This window comes from Pseudomonas cremoris, from assembly GCF_014230465.1.
Genome location: NZ_JAAXCY010000005.1, coordinates 44,141 through 60,677, shown reverse-complemented (window position 1 = coordinate 60,677; position 16,537 = coordinate 44,141). Strand labels below are relative to the sequence as shown.

Sequence of the window (16,537 nt, the reverse complement as noted above, 5' to 3'; positions counted from 1 at the left end):
CAGATGGCACAGCCCTTGCTCTCACACCCACACCAGAGCTTGAACTCAACAAGCCACCCTACCCATTGGAGTGTTGCCCATCATGAATACGTCCCGCGCCGCCAGCCGCAGGCCCCGTAAAGCCTTCGCCCATACGCTGTTGTTTATCGCCCTGTGCGAAGCCGCCAGCTACAGCAGCCTGACCCTCGCCGCCGACGCGCCGGCCAGCGATAACCCGCTGGACACCGTGGTGGTGATCGGCAACCGTGGCCAGGCACGCACCTTGGCCGAGAGCCCGGCGCCGGTGGATGTGATCTCGTCCAAGCAGTTGCTCGCCACCGGCCAGGGCGACCTGACCCGTGCGCTGAGCAAGGTGCTGCCGTCGCTGAACCAGCCGGCCTCGTCGGGCTTCGGCTCCACCTCGGTGGTACGCCCTATCAGCCTGCGCGGCCTCAACGGCGACCAAGTGCTGGTGCTGGTCAACGGCAAGCGCCGTCACAACAGCGCACTGCTCAACAACGGCACCTACCTCAACTCCGGCTCGCAACCGGTGGACTTGGACATGATCCCTACGGCCCTGGTGGATCACGTCGAAGTGCTGCGTGACGGCGCCTCGGCCCAGTACGGCTCGGACGCGATTGGCGGCGTGGTCAACGTGGTACTCAAGCAGACCGACCACGGTGGCAGCCTGTCCACCAGCTACGGCCAGAACTATGAAAACGGCGATGGCGAAACCGTGCGGCAAACCGGCAACGTCGGCCTGGCACTGCCCAATGACGGGTTTATCAACCTGGCGTTGGACGTGAAAAAACAGAACGTCTCCGACCGTTCCGACAACGCGCCGTACACCGACGCCGCTGGCAACACCAGCCTGCAGCACACCTACTACGGCACCGGCTTGCCGGAGGCGAAGAACTTCAGCCTGGGCTACAACGCCGAGCTGCCGGTGGATGACGCCCTCACGCTGTATTCGTTCTCCACCTTCACCCACCGCAACTCGGAAAAACCCCTGGCCTTCCACCAGCCGCCGAGCTTCAACGGCATCCAGACGCCGTACCCGCAAGGTATCGAAGACAACCTGCGCTTTATCGAAGAAGACTTCCAGGTGGCCTTCGGCGGCAAGGGCAAGGCCGCTGGCTGGGACTACGACCTGTCCACCACGTATGGCCAGGACCACGCTCGCGCCACCCTTACCGACACCTACAACCTGAGCTACGGCCCGACGTCGCCGACCTCGGTGGACACCGGCGTAAAAACCTTCAGCCAGTGGACCAACAACCTCGACCTGACCCGCGCCTTCGACCTCGGCCTGTACAAGCCGACGCAGATTTCGTGGGGCCTGGAACACCGCTACGAAGACTACAAGATCGGCAAGGGTGACCTCGCCTCCTACGCCAGCGGCCCGTTCACCACCGGCGCCAACGGTGCACTGATTCCGCCGGGGACCATCTCCGGCGCCGGTACCACGCCTGCCGACGCCGCCGAAAAAAGTCGCACCAGCCTCGCCGGCTATGGCGAGATCGGCCAGGACTTCACCGACAAGTGGCACGTCGACCTGGCTGGGCGTTACGAGCACTACGACGACGGTTCGGGCACCACCACCAACGGCAAGCTCTCCACTCGCTACCAGTTGACCCCGATCCTCGCCGTGCGCGGCACCGTCAGCACCGGCTTCCGCGCGCCGTCGCTGGCCCAGCAGATCTACAGCTCCACCTCGCAAACCAGCGTCAACGGCCAGCTGTTCGACTACCGCAACGTGGCGGTCAACTCCGACGTGGCCAAGGCCCTCGGCGCGAGCAACTTGAAGCCTGAGAAGTCCACCAACTTCAGCCTTGGCCTCACCCTGCAACCCACCGATGCCACCAGCATCACCCTCGATGCCTACCAGATCAAAATCAAGGACCGCATCGCCCAGACCGGCTACCTCGGTGGCACACCGCAGATCAGCGCGATCCTCGCCGCTGCCGGGCTTAACCCGAACCAGGCCGTCACCTACTTCACCAACGCCCTGGACACCACCACCCGTGGCGTCGACCTGGTGGGCGACTATCGCCAGGACATCGGTGCCTGGGGCAACCTGCGCTACACCGCCGGTTTCAACTGGAACACCACGCAGATCGATGACATCCACGCCTCGGCCATCGCCAAGCAAGCCCTCGGTGCCGACGGTGGTTATGACCGTCAACGCCAGGGCAACCTCAAGTACGGCCTGCCGCAATCCAAGCTGCTGCTGGGCACCACCTGGACCTTCGACAAACTGGAAGTCGGCCTGAACCTGACCCGCTACGGCGAATACACCCAGTACGGCACCGCCGAGATCTACGACCGCACCTTCTCGCCAGCCTGGATCACCGACCTGAACATCGACTACCACCTCACCAAGGCCGTCACCCTGAATGCCGGCGCCAACAACCTGTTCAACAAGTACCCGGAGCGCACAAACCTGGCCAGCACCTCGGGTGCCTTCCCCTACGGCAACTTCTCGCCTTACGGCACCACCGGCGGCTACTGGTACACCGGCGTGACGTACAACTTCTAACCCACACCACGGGGCCGGTTCGCCGGCTCCGTGCGTGACGTTCATGGGAGCCTGTTCATGACCCGCCGCACCGACCAACTCAAGCTGGGTGCCTTTCTCGCCAACAGCGGCCACCACGTTGCCGCCTGGCGTCACCCGCTGTCCCAGGCCGATGCCAGCCTGGATTTCGATCACTTCAAGCAGATTGCCCAGACCGCTGAACGCGGCAAGTTCGACGCGTTGTTCATCGCCGATGTCGTCGCGCTGTGGGGGCATCATCACGATGCGCTGAGCCGTACCGCCCGTGCCGAACACTTCGAACCCCTCACGTTGATGTCGGCGCTGGCCGCTGTGACAACCAACATCGGTTTGATCGCCACCGCGACGACCACCTACAACGAGCCCTACCATATTGCGCGCAAGTTCGCGTCCCTGGACCACCTGTCCAAGGGCCGTGCCGCCTGGAACCTGGTGACCTCGGTGGTCTCCGACGAAGCCTGGAACTTCGGCCGCGAACACCACGTGGACCACGGCGACCGCTACCAACGCGCCGAAGAATTCCACGACGTGGTCAAGGACCTATGGGACAGCTGGGACGACGACGCCTTCACCCGCGACAAGGCCAGCGGCGAATACTTCGACCCGGCCAAGTTGCACACCCTCAACCATCGCGGCGAACACTTTTCCGTGCGCGGCCCGCTCAACGTGGCGCGCCCGCCCCAGGGCCACCCGGTGCTGGTGCAGGCCGGCGCGTCGGAGCCGGGTAAGAGCCTCGCCGCCCGCGTGGCCGAGTTGATCTTCGCGCATTCCCATAGTCTGGAAGGCGCCCAGGCGTTCTACCAGGACATCAAGCAACGCGCCGCCGCCTTTGGCCGCGACCCGGACCACGTCAAAATCCTGCCCGGTGTCACGCCGTTTATCGCCGACAGCCGCGAACAGGCCCAGGCGCTGTTCGAAGCGTTCCAGGCGCTGATCGACCCGGTACTGGGCCTGCGCCTGCTGGCCGACACACTGGGCGATGACATCGACTTGTCCGGCTACGACCTGGACGGCCCGTTGCCGGAGACACCCGTTGGCCAACGAGGCAGCCGACGCGACAAGGTGCTGGAACTGGCCCGCAGCGAAAACCTGAGCATCCGCCAGTTGTACCTGCGCCTGGCCGGCGGCAACCCGGTGATCGGCACCGCCGAAGATGTGGCCGACCACTTTGAAGCGTGGTTCCAGGCGCGGGCCTGCGACGGTTTCAACGTGTTCTTCCCGTATTTCCCGGGCGCCATCGACGTGTTTGTCGATCAAGTGATCCCACTGCTGCAGGCACGTGGCATGTTCCGCAAGGAATACGAAGGCACCACCTTGCGCGAAAGCCTCGGTTTGCCGCGCCCAGTCAACCGCTTTACCACAGGAGCCACCGCATGAAACGCAGCGCATGGATGCTGGCCCTGGGAGGCGTGATCGCCCCCAAAGCCTTTGCCTTGAATATCTTGCTGAGCAACGACGACGGTTATCAGCACCCCAATATCCGCGCCCTCTACACCGAGCTCAAAGCCCAGGGGCACAACGTAAAGATTGCCGCACCGCAGGGTGACCAGAGTGCACGTGGCGGCTCGTTCTTCTTTGGCCGAGAAGTCACAGTGGGCCACGACACCGACCCGGCCTACCCCGACAGCTACTACATCAGCACCACCGACAAAGGCGTGTGCCAGAGCGCCGAATGCGCCGGCAAGGAAGTGCAGATCGAGATCAGCGGCACGCCAGTGATGGCGCTGCTGATGGGCCTGAACAAAGTACTGCCCCATCCCGACTTGGTGATCGTCGGCCCCAACCCCGGCAATAACCTGGGGGCGATCAACATGGCCTCGGGCACCTTCAACGCCGCCAGCGTGGCCTTGCAGTCCGGGGTTCCGGCGCTGGCGGTAAGCACCGATTTGAAAGAAAAAGATCCGCAGCGCGCCGCCGTCCTGGTGGCAAAACTGGTGCACGCCCTTGACCAGCATCGTCAACCCGATGGCGCACTTCTGCCACCGGGCTTGGGCTTGAACATCAACCTGCCCAAGGACGCGCAGATCAAGGGCGTAAAGCTGACTCGGGTCGGCAGTTACGTCGGCTTTGAGGCGCTGTACACCGACGACCTCAAGCAGTTCAACCTGCCCGGCAAACCCGGCATCGGCTTCCAATACAGCCCCGCCGCCACCGCCGCGCAACAGGACGATGAGGCGGTGTGGCTGAACAAGGGTTACCTGACCATCAGCCCGTTCAGCGGCCTGCCGGAGTCGATCAGCGCAGGCCCCGCGTTGCAAAAACAACTGGCCCAGGAGGTAAAGCCATGAGTGCGGGTTTTTCCTTGGGATTCCTGAGCCGGGTCTACAGCCCGCGCTTTGATCCCAAGGTATATCGCGACACCCTGGAGCTGTTCAAGGTCGCCGAAGAATTGGGCTTCGACAGCGGCTGGGTGGCACAACACCACTTCGCCAGCGAGCACGGCCGTCTGCCTGCGCCGCTGGTGTTGCTGGCCGCCATTGCCCAGCGTACGCGGCGTATCAGCCTGGGCACCGGGATTATCGTGCTGCCCCAGGAAACGCCGCTGCGCCTGGCCGAAGATGCTGCCGTGCTCGACTTGCTGAGCAATGGCCGGCTGGAACTGGGGCTCGGCGCGGGGTTCGATCCCGAGACTTTCCTGGCGTTTGGCCGTGAACCTGCACAGCGTCATCGTGATTACGAACAGCACCTGCAACAGTTGCTCAATGCCTTGGGCAACGCGCCATTGACCGCCAGCGATGGGCGCCTGTTGCCACGGGCCAACGGCTTGAGCCATCGGCTGTGGGAAGCCACTTCGCGGGTGGAGTTGGTGGCCGAACGCGGCCACGGTCTGATCATGGCGCCCAACCCTCATCTACCTCCCGAAGCGGGTGTAGAGCTAGTGGAGCGCTACCGCAACGCCTGGACCGGCGATAACGGCACCCCGGCCCGCATCGCGCGCGTACAAGCCCTGCTGCCGACGCCGGACGACGCCACCCGCCGCGACATCCAGGCCTATGTGCAGCGCCAGCAAAGCATCGGCGTGCTCAAAGGTGCGCTGGACGATGACTTCGACACCACCCTCGCGCGCCTCGGCGTGCTGCATGGCCCGGTGGAGCAGATCATCGAGCAGTTGCAACAAGGCCCGGCGCTGACGGCCCATGATCAGTTGATCCTGCAAGTGCAGACCACCAGCACCCCGCTGCGCGAGGCCATTCGCGCCCTGGAAATCATCCGCGAACACATCGCCCCGGCCCTCGGCTGGCAACCTACGGGAGCTGCGTCATGACCTTCAAACTGGGCTTTCTCAGCCACGCCTTTGGCGACGACCCGCAGCAGGTCTACCGCGACCTGATCGAACAATTCGAATTCGCCGAAGCGCTGGGCTTCGACGGCGGTTGGATTGCCCAGCACCACCTGAGCAACGGCTTTGGTCGCCTGCCCTCGCCGCTGGTGTTGCTGGCGGCGGTGGCCGAACGCACGCAGCGTATCGAGCTGGGCACCGGGGTGATCGTGCTGCCGTTCGAAGACCCGATTCGCCTGGCCGAAGACGCCAGCGTACTGGACGCCCTGAGCGGTGGACGGGTGCAATTGGGCCTGGGCAGCGGCGGCGCCAACCTGGACAATTTCAGCGCGTTTGATCGTGACCCAAGTCGACGCCAGGCAGACTTCGCCGAACACCAGCAGCGTTTGCAAAGCCTGTTGCAAGGCCAGCCGCTGGCCGGCGAACTGACCTTGCAACCGCCTGCCCACAGCCTGGGCGAACGCTTGTGGCATTCACACGGCAGCACCGAGGGCGCGGCTTACACCGCCCGACAAGGCAACGGGCTGCTGCTGGGCACGGCCACCCACGATCCGCTGACCGTGCAAAAGCCCTTGGCCGATGCGTACCTGAACGCCTGGCATCACCCGCACCGAAAGCCACGCATCGGCGTGGTCCGCGCGATCTTCCCGGCCGCCGACCGCGCCAGCGCGCAGGCTGAACTGGCGGTGGACATCGAGCGGCATATCCCACGCCTGCAACGTGAAGGTTTGATCGACCACGCGGTGGACTTGCAGGAACACCTGCGCCTGATGAACGTGCACCACGGCCATCCCGATGAAGTGATCGAAAGCTTGCAACAGGATCCCTCCCTGCTGCCTTATGCTGACTACGTGATCGCCGTGGTCCAGGCCGAAAGCTCGACCCAGGCGCAGATCCTCAAGCGCCTGGAGATCCTCGCCTTGGACATTGCCCCGGCCCTGGGTTGGAAAAGACCATGACTGACAGCACGCCCCTTGAATTCAGCTGGTTACTGCCGCTGTGCACCCCCGATTGGGCGGCGCGGCCAGGGCAATGGATCCAGCTGGCCCAAGCCGTGGAATACGCCGGCCTCGAAGGCCTGTGGATTCCCGGCGGCGCCCTATGTGCCGACAGCCTGGGTGTGGCGGCGGCATTGTGTGCGCATACGCGGCGGGTGCGATTGTCGGTGAGCGTGCCGCCGGAAGTGATGCTGCCGGCGGCGTTGGCCACCACCTTGCAAAGCCTGCAATCCATCAGCGGCCACCGGGTGCAACTGCACCTGCCCAACAGCGAGCGCAGCGCGTTTGGCGAATGGCTCAACCGTGATCAGCGCAGCGAACGCATCGGCGAATACCTGGCAATCCTGCAGCAGTTGCTAGCGCCCAATGAAGGTGGGCTGGATTACCAAGGCCTATATTTCCAACTGGAAAACGCCGGCGTCGCCCGCCGTGAATTGCCCGCACCTGCGCTGGTGCTGGACGACAGCCAGAGCCACGCGCTGGTCGCCACTCATGCCCAGACCTGCCTGCTCGCCCCTGGCCCTCCACAGCGGCTGGCCTCGGAAATACAACGCTGGCGAGCGATTCAACCGTCGCTGACATTTGCCTGCACCTTCGGCCTGATCCTCGGCGATAGCGAAGACCTGGCCTGGGAAACCGCCGCCAGCTTATTGCCTGTACCCGACTTGCCCACGGAGTCCCTCGCCACCGTCCCCCGTGCGCGCCACCCGCTGCGCCAATGGGAAGTGCATCCGAACCTGCTGCAAATTACCCCCGGGCAACCGTTGATCCTGGTGGGTACGCCACAACAGATCGCCACGCGTCTGCAGGAACTGCGCGGCGCGGGCTTGAACCACCTGATCGTGGAAGGCGGCCCGGCCGTCAGCGAAGTACTGCGTTTTGGCGAACAGGTACTGCCCCTCTTGCGCAAGGAGCGCCTGCACCATGAGCACTGATGTCCGCCCGCCGATCCAACTGGATTGGTTCCTGCCCACCAACGGCGACGGCCGCCACCTCACCAGCAGCGGCTTGCCCAAGGTCGGGCTGTTCCAGCAAGGCGAACGCGCGCCAACCCTGGATTACCTCCGCCAGATCGTGCGCGCTACCGAGCAGGCCGGCTTCGACGGCATCATGGTGCCCACCGCCAGCGGCTTCGAAGACCCATGGCTGATCACCGCCGTGCTGGCCCAGGAAGTCCGCCGCCTGAAATTCCTGCTCACCCTCAGGCCGGGCACCGAGCTGCCGGCCTACACCGCGCACCGTGCGGCGACCTTGCAGCTGCTCAGCGAAAACCGCCTGGCGCTGCACGTGGTGACCGGCTCCAGCCGCTTTGAACAGCGCTCGCTGGGCGACTTTCTTGAACACGACGAGCGCTATGCGCGCACCGCCGAGTTCCTGCAAGTGTTCCAGGCCGTTTGGGCCGGGCAACCACCGGCTCATCCCGGTCGCTACTACCGCAGCGGCATCCACACCCCGATTGCACCGGGGGCCGAAGCACCGCCGATCTACTTTGGCGGCGCCTCCGAAGCCGCCGAACGTGTCGGCGCGGCCCATGGGCAAACCTACCTGATGTGGTGCGAACCGCCGGCCATGATCGCCGAACGCATCCAGCGCATGCGCGACCTCGCCGCCGCCCAGGGCCGCACGTTGCGTTTCGGCCTGCGCCTGCACGTCTTCGCCGCCCCCACCGACGAAGCCGCGTGGGCACATGTGGAGCGCCTGCTGCAAGAAATCCCCAAGGACGCCATCGACCAGGCGCAACGGCACCTGGCCGCGTATGAGTCCGTAGGGCAAAGCCGCCAGACCCAACTGATGCAAGGCCGTGGCCGTGGCGCGCGGGAACTGGAGGTTTCAGCCAACCTGTGGGCCGGGGTGGGTTTGGTCCGCGGCGGCGCGGGCACGGCGCTGGTGGGCAGCTATGCGCGGGTAGCAGAGCGGATCGAGGAGTATCACCAGTTGGGGGTGGACAGTTTTATCCTGTCGGGTTTCCCGCACCTGGAAGAGTCGATACATGTGGGGGCAGAGGTGCTGCCGCTGTTGCGCAAAATCGCCGCCACAGCGGCGGTTGCCTGTGGGTAGGGGCGGTGTGATTTGCTTTCGATAGGGGTGGATCAGGTGAGTGATTGGAGACTGATACACCGCCTTCGCGAGCAAGCCCGCTCCCACATTTGGATCTCCATTTATCAGGTAGACAGTGGTTTGCCTTGGCTCTTGATTTGGCTTTTGATCTTAGGCGCCCGTTAAACCACGCGGCCAAGAGAAACAAAGCCAGGGGCCGGGAGATTGGCAAGCGATAAGGCCGATCCCCGTCAATCAACGGACGTGCTAACGGAAAAACCGAACTGTCGGATGGTTCACTGCTGAAACGATTAAAGAAACGTAGGAAATTGGCTATATGCGGCCAACATGGCTTTTAGATTCGGTCTTTTATAAAAATAATTTACTTTTAATATCAAATACTTGGCTACCTATGAACACTATTTTCAGTGATTGCCGGCCGGATTTACCGCTCAAAAACGTCAAATTAATAACGTTGTTTTTATGCCACGTTGTGTCCCACGTTGGCGCTACATGCGTAGGAGTAATCCCTGCGCAACGACAATTCCGTTCATGGAGAACGGATCGCCCCACGGATGCCCAGGGCGTTGGTTGCAGGTTTTCGACATCAAGGATGAAAGGGCTATGAGTTTGACGCACCTATCTAGCACCCCGGAAAACCCGAATTTCTATACCGAAATGGGCGAGTTGATTGCTCACAGTGGCCACGTGGATTTTGCCGCCCACATGCTGCACCTGGTGGACAAATGGGTGCCGATCCACCGGGTGGACCTCAATGAATGGACCCTCGATGACCTGCGCGAACGCGTGCTTGATATCAAATCGTTGGGCAGTGCCGGCCGGCAACAGGACGTGACGGCGCCGTCGGCCTTGCAGACGATGGATGAAGATCCGCTGCTGCGCGAAATGCTCGGCATGCAGGACCCGTTGCTGATCCAGCTCAAAGCCAGGGCCAACAGCGCTCACTCGCGTGCCACGCCGCACCAATGCAGCCTTGTTTCGCGCCAGGCCGACCGGCGTTGCGTGATTTCGCTGTACCGGTCGCCAACCCAGCGCGGGTTTTCCCTGGCCGAATTATCGTTTCTCAAACGGTTGTCGGAGGCCTTGCTACCGCTGATCGAATACCACGCCCAGAGCCTGCGCCACTCGCCGTACGCCGAGACTAAACCGGCAGGCACCTTGCTGGAGCACTCTCAATTGCAGCGTGAGTTCGACAAGCGCCTGTCCTTAGGGGACGTTACCCTTTCGGCGCGCGAACAGGCGGTGTGCCTCGGCCTGTTGACGGGGGGCACCGTGCAGCAGATCGCGGAAAAACTCAGGGTAAAAAACAGCTCCATCGAGACCTACCTCAAGCGCGCTGCCGCCAAGTTGGGCGTGAGTGGTCGGCATGGTTTGGCCAAGTGGATGGTGGGAGCCAACTGATCTCGCACCCGCAGCCAGCGGAATCTGCACAGTGGTGATGAGTGTTGCCGCGCTTGACGGTAGTTAACATATTAAATATAACGTTAACAACTGAACGACTTTCCCGCATGACGGGTGCAGTCGCTCGAGGCGGGGTGCCCCCCGCCCTACCCTCACGGCCACTCAAAAAAAAGTACAACACTATGAGCACAGCCAATTCCACTGCCAGCCTCGCGCTGGCCGAGCACGATCGCACCCATCGAATTGTCACCTGGCGCCTGATGCCGCTGCTGCTGGTGTGCTACCTGTTTGCGCATCTGGACCGCATCAACATAGGCTTCGCCAAGATGCAGATGAGCAGCGATTTGCATTTTAGCGACACGGTCTACGGCTTTGGCGCCGGGCTGTTTTTCATCGCCTATGCGCTGTTTGGCGTGCCCAGCAATATGGCGCTGGACCGCGTCGGGCCGAGGCGTTGGATTGCCAGCCTGATGGTGGTGTGGGGCCTGCTTTCCACCGGCATGTTGTGGGTGGAAAGCGCCCGTGGTTTCTATGTACTGCGCTTTTTGCTGGGGGTGGCCGAGGCCGGTTTTTTCCCGGGGATACTGGTGTTTCTCAACCGTTGGTACCCGGCCCGTCGCCGTGCACAAGTCACTGCATTGTTTGCGATTGCCGTGCCCATGGCCGGGGTGCTGGGCGGGCCGTTGTCGGGTGCGATCCTGGAAAACTTCCACGATGTCGGCAGCCTGCGCGGCTGGCAGTGGATGTTCCTGATCGAAGGCCTGCCGGTGGTATTGCTGGGGCTGGTGGTGCTCAAGTGGTTGCCGGATGGCTTCGCCTCGGTGAACTGGCTTACGGACGAGCAAAAACACCAGCTTCAGGCACAACTGCGCAGCGAGGAACAACGCAAGACCATCACCTCGTTCGGCGGCATCCTGCGCGACGCGCAAGTGTGGCTACTGGTGGCGGTGTACTTTGCAGTGATGCTGGCGGTGAACACCCTGGCGTTCTGGATGCCGACGCTGATTCACGGCGCCGGTATCGGCCGTGACAGCCAGGTCGGCCTGCTCAGCGCCGTGCCGTACCTGGCCGGTTGCTTGTTCATGATCGGTTGCGGACGCTCTTCCGACCGCCACCGCGAGCGCCGCTGGCACCTGTGTGTGCCGTTGTTGATGGCGGCGGTCGGCATCGCCGTCGCGGGGCTGGCACCGGGCAATCCGTTGCTGGTGATGAGTGGCTTGGTGGTGGCCGGCATGGGCGCAAGTGCCGCATTGCCGATGTTCTGGCAACTGCCGCCAGCGTTCCTGTCCAACACTACCCAGGCGGCCGGCATCGCCATGATCAGCTCGTTCGGCAGCGTCGCCGCGTTCCTCGCGCCGTATCTGATCGGCTGGATGCGCGACGCCACCCAGAGCGCCAGCCTGGCGCTCTACGTGCTCGCGCTGTTTATCGCCCTCGGCGGTGTATTGGTGTTGCGCACCCACGCGAGCATCGTCAATCCGCGCTAGCGCTTGATGTTTTTCAGGTCATCCAGCAGACCCAACAGGGTCTGCAACTTCTCGTCGCCCAACTCATCCTGCAAGCGCTGGTAGTTGGCTTCCATGCACTGGCTCATGGCTTCGAAGCTGGCCACGCCCTTGTCGGCCAGGGTCACCAGCACGCGGCGTTGGTCTTGCTCGGCCTTGCGCCGGTGCACCATGCCTGCGGCCTCCATGCGCACCAGCACGCCGGTCATGCTCGGCTTGAGGATGCAGGCCAGTTCCGCCAATTGGTAAATCTCCAGTTCACCGTGTTGTTGCAGGATGCGGATGATGCGCCACTGCTGTTCGGTGAGGCCGTGTTCGTTGAGGGACGGGCGAAAAAAACTCATGGCCGCTTCGCGGGCTTGCAACAGGGTCAAGGTCAGGGACTGGCGAGGTTTGAGCATAGGGATCAGGGTCACGACGAATTTGATTAATAATTTAACGAAACTCTAGCATTCCGCGCCAGCAAGTGCGCGCTATAACGTGTAGGTCATGTCTGCCCTGGCGCCCAGAATCAAAACCCTGGGCAGGCAGGATCAAGACATTCATCCCGTCAGGGCCCTTAATGGAGGCATCCGCTTTAGAGCCTTCCTTCACCTTTCAGGCTGCCCCATGATCAACATCGAAACCCCCACGTATTACACCGCCACCAAGAAATACAACCTCAGTTTTCCCACCCTTGAGCAAGACATCGACGCCGATGTGGTGGTGATTGGTGGTGGTTTCTCCGGCATCAACACCGCCTTGGAACTGGCGGAAAAAGGCATCACCAATATCGTCGTGCTCGAAGCGCGCTACCTGGGGTTCGGCGGCACTGGGCGCAATGGCGGGCAGATCATGGCGGGCATCGGCCACGACCTGGAGAAGATCAAGAAAGACGTCGGTGAAGACGGCCTGCGCCAGGTGTTCGAGATCAGCGACCTGGGCGCCGACATCATCAAGAACCGTATCGCCAAGTACAACATCGACGCCGACTTCTGCCACGGCTACGGCTACATGGGCTTCAACGCCCGCCAGGAAAAAACCCTGCGCGCCTGGGAGAAGGACTTCAAGTCGATCAACAGCCAGCACGAGATCCGCTTTCTCGGCGGCTCCGATGTGCAGCAGATCATCGGCTCCAAGGCCTACACCAGCGCCCTGCTGCACATGGGCGGCGGGCATGTGCATTCGTTGAACCTGCTGCTGGGTGAAGCCACCGCGCTGGCCAGTCACGGCGTGCGCATTTTCGAGAACAGCCCGGCGCTGGAGGTCAGCTACGGCGAACGCATCACGGTGCGCACCGGGCGCGGTTCGGTGCGCGCCAGCAAGTTGCTGTGGGCCTGCGACAGTTTCCTCAACAAGCTGGAGCCGGAGCTGCATCGCTCGACCATCAACACCTACGCGTTCCAGATGATGACCGAGCCGTTGTCCGACGAATTGATCCAGCGCATCAGCCCGATCCGTGGGGCCTACAGCGACATCCGCCCGGTGATCGACTACTACCGCGTGACCAATGAGAACCGCCTGCTGTTCGGCGCCGCCACCCCTTTGGTGGAGCATATTCCCGGCGACCTCAAGGCGTGGAACCGCAACCTCATGCTGAAGATTTTCCCGTACCTCAAGGACGTGAAAATCGACCTGGCCTGGGGCGGCCCAATGGCATGCAGCCCCAACCTGTTCCCGCAGATCGGCACATTGCCCGGGCGCAGCAATGCGTTTTTCGTGCAGGGCTATTCAGGCTTTGGCGTAACCCCGAGCCACATCATCTGCAAGGTCCTGGCCGAAGGCATGAGCGAAGGCTCAGCGCGCTATGACCTGGTTTCCTCGATTCATCGCCCGACCATCATCGGCAAGGACGCAATCCGCCCGTTGCTGCTGACGGCGGGCAAATCCTGGCACCAACTTTCCGGCTACTGGAACGGGCGCCGCTAACCCACTTTTTACTCATCAGGAGCAACTGCCATGACCCTTACCACCCTCAAGCACAACATCCAGCTGTCAGAACTCGACGCCTGGGGCACCGTGGCCGACCTCGGCTCCGAGATCCTCGAAGGCGAAGTGCGTGCCTTCGGCAAAATGACCTTCGGTGCACCAACCGATCCGGTCAGCAGCGCCTACTTCGGCACCACCCAGGGCAAGTTCCGCATGGTCTACCCGTTCAGCGAACAAGCCACCGTGGTGACCGGCGAAGTGCGACTCACCGATGAGTCCACCGGCCAGTCCACGCACTACAAGGCAGGCGACAGCTGGTTCGTGACCAAAGGCACGCCTGTACTGTGGGAAGTGCTCAGCGAAAGCTTCGTCAAACACTACTTCGCCGTCGTCTAAGGGAGACGTTGCCATGACGAGTTCGTCCAATTGGATCACCGTGGGCGCACTCGCCGACGGTTTCGCCCCAGAAGCGTTCATCCTGCCCAACCGTGCCGACCTGGCCGGCCAGGCATTCACCCTGCACTTCGCCAATGGTTGGCAGATCGAACACCGTTTCGAGCGCGACCGCCTGGCCTGGCATGCCACCGATGGACACTCCAGCGGCAGCGCGCCGTACCGCGCCACCTCAATTCGTCCGGGGCTGTACCTGGTGGACTTCATCAAGCACGAGGCCGGACAAAGCTGGTCCATCAGCCTGGTGCTGGATACCCACAGTGCCTCGTTCACGGCGGTGATCGGCAGCCTGCCGGATCAACAGGAAACCCACGAAGGCCTCTACCACCGCGCCCTCGCCGGCAAGCCGCTGACCTCGGTGCAAGCCGACTTCCTCCACGGCAGCCTCGACCGCCCATGGCAAGACGGCCATTGCCCGCACGCGCCCACCGACGAACTGGTGGGCCTGCGCAACCAGTACCGCTACAGCCCCAGCGAAGTCTACGAGCACATCTACCTCAACGAACGCTTCTACGCCTGGCAATGCCTGCAGGGCGTGGAGCAAGGTTTGTGCGACACCGACCGCTGCCACTACTACAAGATCGCCGAACAGCTGTACCTGTTTGTGTGGCAAGAGAAGATCGTGCCCACACTCGGCCTGGTGTTGATCGACCTGCAACAGCACCGCAGCGACGGCAAGATATTCGGCTATGCCGGGGCGTCGTTCGACGAATTGTCGAACTTCCCGGTCAGCTCGTATTGCCGAGTACTCAACCGCACGGAATACCCCCGTGACTGAGCCGCGCACGGTGGTGATCACCGGCGCGGGTACCGGCATCGGCGCGGCGTGTGCGCGGCTGTACGCAGAGGAAGGTGCGCATCTGGTGCTGATCGGCCGACGCCGCGAACCCTTGGAACAGATTGCGCGTGACACCGGTGGCCTGATCCTGGTGGGCGACGCCGCCTGCCCGACCACCTGGGACGATTTCATCCGGCAGATCCACGCGCACGCTGGACGCATCGATGTGCTGCTAGCCTGCGCCGGCGGCCATGGCCTGGGCAGTGCGACCCAGACCAGCCCCGCCACCTGGGAAGGCGCCCTGCGCAGCAACCTCGACAGCGCGTTCTACAGCGCCCGCGCCTGCCTGCCGCTGTTGCAGGCAAGTGCGGGCAACATCGTGCTGATCGGCTCCATCGCCTCGTTGGCGGCAGGGCCCGAGGTGTGCGGCTACACCACGGCCAAGCATGCGCTGCTCGGGTTGAATCGTTCGTTGGCGCGGGACTATGGCCCCCACGGCGTGCGAGTCAACGCCGTGTGCCCCGGCTGGGTGCACACGCCCATGGCCGATGCGGAGATGCAGCCGTTGATGGACGCCTACGGCGACACGCTGCAGCAAGCCTACGACCGGGTTTGCGCCGACGTGCCATTGCGCCGCGCCGCCCAGGCCGACGAGATCGCCAAGGTGTGCCGCTTCCTGGCCTCCAGCGACGCGTCGATCATCACCGGGGCGACGTTAGTGGCGGACGGTGGTTCGAGCATCGTCGATGTGCCGACATTGGCCTTCACCCGTTTGGAGCCCGCCCATGCCCAATGACCTGGATTTCAGCGGACAGGTGGTGTTGGTCACCGGCGGCGCCCGGGGGATTGGCCTGGGAATCGTCGAAGCCTTTGCCCAGCGTGGCGCCCGGGTGGTGATTGCCGACCGCCTGTTGGAGCAGGCCCAAGCAGTTGCTGCTGCACTGAGCGTGCAGGGCTATAGCGTGGAAGCGGTGGGTGTCGACCTGGCAGAGGCCGAGGCAGTATTCACCTGCGTTCAAGCGCTGCCGCAGCTGGATATCCTGGTGCACAACGCCGGGTACTTTCCGCTGACCCCCTTTGAAGCCATCACCCCGGCGATCCTGCAGCGCACGCTGGCGGTCAACCTGTCAGCGTTGTTCTGGCTGACCCAGGCGGCCTTGCCGATGTTTCGCCAGCAAGGCCGGGGCTGTGTGCTGGTGACCTCCTCGGTTACCGGTAACCGGGTTGGGTATCCAGGGCTCAGTCATTACGCGGCGTCCAAGGCCGGGGTCAATGGGTTCATCCGCAATGCGGCGTTGGAACTGGCGCCGCTGAACGTGCGGGTGAATGGTGTGGAACCGGGCATGATCGCCACCCCGGCGATGGGCAACCTGGGGGATGCGGCGTTGAATGACAGCATTGCCAGTCGCGTGCCATTGGGGCGGCTGGGGGCGGCGACGGATATTGCTGGGGCGATGGTGTTCCTGGCGTCGGGTTTGGCCAGCTACATCACTGGGCAGACATTAGTGGTGGACGGCGGATCCACCCTGCCAGAAGTCTGAAATGCGATTCAAATGTGGGAGCGGGCTTGCTCGCGAATGCGATCTATCAGTCGATAACTGAATTGACTGACCCACCGCA

At 63.0% G+C, this 16,537-nt stretch carries 15 protein-coding genes; 14 read left to right on the top strand and 1 reads right to left on the bottom strand.

Annotation, left to right across the window (positions count from 1 at the left end):
- The first annotated feature begins 82 nt into the window (after nucleotides 1–82).
- The 9 genes from HF257_RS13380 to HF257_RS13340 all read left to right on the top strand — a co-directional run bounded on the left by HF257_RS13380 (nucleotide 83) and on the right by HF257_RS13340 (nucleotide 11,760).
- On the top strand, nucleotides 83–2,518 hold the full coding sequence (locus HF257_RS13380; RefSeq protein WP_185710443.1) for a TonB-dependent receptor plug domain-containing protein: 2,436 nt from the start codon (nucleotides 83–85) through the stop codon (nucleotides 2,516–2,518).
- 57 nt (nucleotides 2,519–2,575) lie between these two features.
- The gene (locus HF257_RS13375; protein ID WP_185710442.1) at nucleotides 2,576–3,913 is read left to right on the top strand and encodes an LLM class flavin-dependent oxidoreductase; all 1,338 of its coding nucleotides are present in this window, start codon (nucleotides 2,576–2,578) and stop codon (nucleotides 3,911–3,913) included.
- On the top strand, nucleotides 3,910–4,824 hold the full coding sequence (locus tag HF257_RS13370; protein ID WP_185710441.1) for a 5'/3'-nucleotidase SurE: 915 nt from the start codon (nucleotides 3,910–3,912) through the stop codon (nucleotides 4,822–4,824). The genes HF257_RS13375 and HF257_RS13370 overlap by 4 nt, the downstream gene beginning before the upstream one ends.
- The gene (locus tag HF257_RS13365; protein WP_185710440.1) at nucleotides 4,821–5,801 is read left to right on the top strand and encodes an LLM class flavin-dependent oxidoreductase; all 981 of its coding nucleotides are present in this window, start codon (nucleotides 4,821–4,823) and stop codon (nucleotides 5,799–5,801) included. Before HF257_RS13370 ends, HF257_RS13365 begins: the two co-directional genes overlap by 4 nt.
- On the top strand, nucleotides 5,798–6,775 hold the full coding sequence (locus tag HF257_RS13360; protein WP_185710439.1) for an LLM class flavin-dependent oxidoreductase: 978 nt from the start codon (nucleotides 5,798–5,800) through the stop codon (nucleotides 6,773–6,775). Before HF257_RS13365 ends, HF257_RS13360 begins: the two co-directional genes overlap by 4 nt.
- Nucleotides 6,772–7,749, top strand: coding sequence for an LLM class flavin-dependent oxidoreductase (locus HF257_RS13355; RefSeq protein WP_185710438.1), 978 nt, complete (start codon nucleotides 6,772–6,774; stop codon nucleotides 7,747–7,749). The genes HF257_RS13360 and HF257_RS13355 overlap by 4 nt, the downstream gene beginning before the upstream one ends.
- On the top strand, nucleotides 7,739–8,872 hold the full coding sequence (locus HF257_RS13350) for an LLM class flavin-dependent oxidoreductase (protein WP_185710437.1): 1,134 nt from the start codon (nucleotides 7,739–7,741) through the stop codon (nucleotides 8,870–8,872). Before HF257_RS13355 ends, HF257_RS13350 begins: the two co-directional genes overlap by 11 nt.
- 603 nt (nucleotides 8,873–9,475) lie before the next feature.
- Nucleotides 9,476–10,273, top strand: coding sequence for a helix-turn-helix transcriptional regulator (locus HF257_RS13345; protein WP_185710436.1), 798 nt, complete (start codon nucleotides 9,476–9,478; stop codon nucleotides 10,271–10,273).
- Nucleotides 10,274–10,455: 182 nt separating this feature from the next.
- Nucleotides 10,456–11,760: an MFS transporter gene (locus tag HF257_RS13340; protein ID WP_185710435.1), complete on the top strand. Its 1,305-nt coding sequence runs from the start codon at nucleotides 10,456–10,458 to the stop codon at nucleotides 11,758–11,760.
- On the opposite strand, the gene hpaR is transcribed toward HF257_RS13340, so the two are convergent.
- Entirely contained in the window at nucleotides 11,757–12,179 is a 423-nt protein-coding gene (gene hpaR, locus HF257_RS13335) for a homoprotocatechuate degradation operon regulator HpaR (RefSeq protein WP_185710489.1), read from the bottom strand. The genes HF257_RS13340 and hpaR overlap by 4 nt on opposite strands.
- 208 nt (nucleotides 12,180–12,387) lie before the next feature.
- On the opposite strand from hpaR, the gene HF257_RS13330 reads away from it, so the two are divergent.
- The 5 genes from HF257_RS13330 to HF257_RS13310 are packed head-to-tail and all read left to right on the top strand — an operon-like array spanning nucleotide 12,388 to nucleotide 16,458.
- Nucleotides 12,388–13,686 carry an NAD(P)/FAD-dependent oxidoreductase gene (locus tag HF257_RS13330; protein ID WP_185710434.1) on the top strand — a complete coding sequence of 433 codons (1,299 nt, stop codon included), beginning with the start codon at nucleotides 12,388–12,390 and terminating at the stop codon, nucleotides 13,684–13,686.
- Between the two features lie 30 nt (nucleotides 13,687–13,716).
- Nucleotides 13,717–14,082: a cupin domain-containing protein gene (locus HF257_RS13325; protein WP_185710433.1), complete on the top strand. Its 366-nt coding sequence runs from the start codon at nucleotides 13,717–13,719 to the stop codon at nucleotides 14,080–14,082.
- 13 nt (nucleotides 14,083–14,095) lie between these two features.
- Nucleotides 14,096–14,917, top strand: coding sequence for a molybdenum cofactor biosynthesis F family protein (locus HF257_RS13320; RefSeq protein WP_185710432.1), 822 nt, complete (start codon nucleotides 14,096–14,098; stop codon nucleotides 14,915–14,917).
- Nucleotides 14,910–15,713 carry an SDR family NAD(P)-dependent oxidoreductase gene (locus HF257_RS13315; protein ID WP_185710431.1) on the top strand — a complete coding sequence of 268 codons (804 nt, stop codon included), beginning with the start codon at nucleotides 14,910–14,912 and terminating at the stop codon, nucleotides 15,711–15,713. The genes HF257_RS13320 and HF257_RS13315 overlap by 8 nt, the downstream gene beginning before the upstream one ends.
- Nucleotides 15,703–16,458: an SDR family oxidoreductase gene (locus HF257_RS13310; protein ID WP_185710430.1), complete on the top strand. Its 756-nt coding sequence runs from the start codon at nucleotides 15,703–15,705 to the stop codon at nucleotides 16,456–16,458. Before HF257_RS13315 ends, HF257_RS13310 begins: the two co-directional genes overlap by 11 nt.
- The last annotated feature ends 79 nt before the right edge of the window (nucleotides 16,459–16,537 follow it).

Coding starts and splice junctions, on each gene's coding strand:
- HF257_RS13355 (WP_185710438.1), top strand. CDS start 6,772: ATGACTGACAGCACGCCCCTTGAATTCAGCTGGTTACTGCCGCTGTGC.
- HF257_RS13345 (WP_185710436.1), top strand. CDS start 9,476: ATGAGTTTGACGCACCTATCTAGCACCCCGGAAAACCCGAATTTCTAT.
- hpaR (WP_185710489.1), bottom strand. CDS start 12,179: ATGCTCAAACCTCGCCAGTCCCTGACCTTGACCCTGTTGCAAGCCCGC.
- HF257_RS13330 (WP_185710434.1), top strand. CDS start 12,388: ATGATCAACATCGAAACCCCCACGTATTACACCGCCACCAAGAAATAC.
- HF257_RS13320 (WP_185710432.1), top strand. CDS start 14,096: ATGACGAGTTCGTCCAATTGGATCACCGTGGGCGCACTCGCCGACGGT.
- HF257_RS13310 (WP_185710430.1), top strand. CDS start 15,703: ATGCCCAATGACCTGGATTTCAGCGGACAGGTGGTGTTGGTCACCGGC.
- HF257_RS13380 (WP_185710443.1), top strand. CDS start 83: ATGAATACGTCCCGCGCCGCCAGCCGCAGGCCCCGTAAAGCCTTCGCC.
- HF257_RS13340 (WP_185710435.1), top strand. CDS start 10,456: ATGAGCACAGCCAATTCCACTGCCAGCCTCGCGCTGGCCGAGCACGAT.
- HF257_RS13370 (WP_185710441.1), top strand. CDS start 3,910: ATGAAACGCAGCGCATGGATGCTGGCCCTGGGAGGCGTGATCGCCCCC.
- HF257_RS13375 (WP_185710442.1), top strand. CDS start 2,576: ATGACCCGCCGCACCGACCAACTCAAGCTGGGTGCCTTTCTCGCCAAC.
- HF257_RS13325 (WP_185710433.1), top strand. CDS start 13,717: ATGACCCTTACCACCCTCAAGCACAACATCCAGCTGTCAGAACTCGAC.
- HF257_RS13360 (WP_185710439.1), top strand. CDS start 5,798: ATGACCTTCAAACTGGGCTTTCTCAGCCACGCCTTTGGCGACGACCCG.
- HF257_RS13350 (WP_185710437.1), top strand. CDS start 7,739: ATGAGCACTGATGTCCGCCCGCCGATCCAACTGGATTGGTTCCTGCCC.
- HF257_RS13365 (WP_185710440.1), top strand. CDS start 4,821: ATGAGTGCGGGTTTTTCCTTGGGATTCCTGAGCCGGGTCTACAGCCCG.